Origin of the sequence: Shewanella sairae, from assembly GCF_023283535.1 — a bacterium.
Lineage (GTDB): Bacteria > Pseudomonadota > Gammaproteobacteria > Enterobacterales > Shewanellaceae > Shewanella > Shewanella sairae.
Genome location: NZ_JAKILT010000220.1, coordinates 1 through 605, shown reverse-complemented (window position 1 = coordinate 605; position 605 = coordinate 1). Strand labels below are relative to the sequence as shown.

The following is a 605-nucleotide window of genomic DNA, read 5'->3' as shown; positions in this document are numbered from 1 at the left end:
TGTTAATGCAGGAGTTGATTGAGCATCACGAATACTATTTACAGCTTAATGAGCGTATTGCTGGTCAAGATAAAAAGCTGAAACAGCTTGTTGAGCAAAATGAAGATGCGCAACTGCTGAAATCAATCCCTGGTGTGGGAGATTTAACTGCGAGTCAGTGTTTAGCGGATATCTCAGATGCAGGTAACTTTAAAAACGGACGGCAGTTAGCCGCATGGATAGGACTTGTCCCACATCAATATTCAACTGGCGGCAAGACCACGCTTTTGGGGATAAGTAAGCGCGGCAACAAAGCGCTGAGGACGTTATTCATCCATGGAGCGCGCTCGATTTTGTCGAGGCCTGAAGTCGCAGCAGCCGTTTTTGGTGAATGGATTTTGGAGTTAAGAGCCAGAAAACCATTTAACGTAGCGGTTGTCGCTTTGGCGAATAAGTTAGTGCGGATAGCGTGGTCAGTGTTATCGACCAAGCAAGCATTTGAAGTAAGAGTTTAAGCCGAGTTTGCAGATGATAAAGAAGATGACAGAACGGTCAGACCACTAGATTGAAGACCTGACAATAAAAACAGCAACGCAGTATGCTTTTGGCTTTTTGAGGACAATCTA

The 605-nt window shown here is 44.6% G+C and carries 1 protein-coding gene; it reads left to right on the top strand.

What is annotated here, in order from left to right; all coding sequences use genetic code 11:
- Positions 1-494 (top strand): IS110 family RNA-guided transposase (locus L2748_RS24290; protein ID WP_248957844.1); only part of this gene is annotated, 494 nt, incomplete at its 5' end.
- Between the last annotated feature and the right edge of the window lie 111 nt (positions 495-605).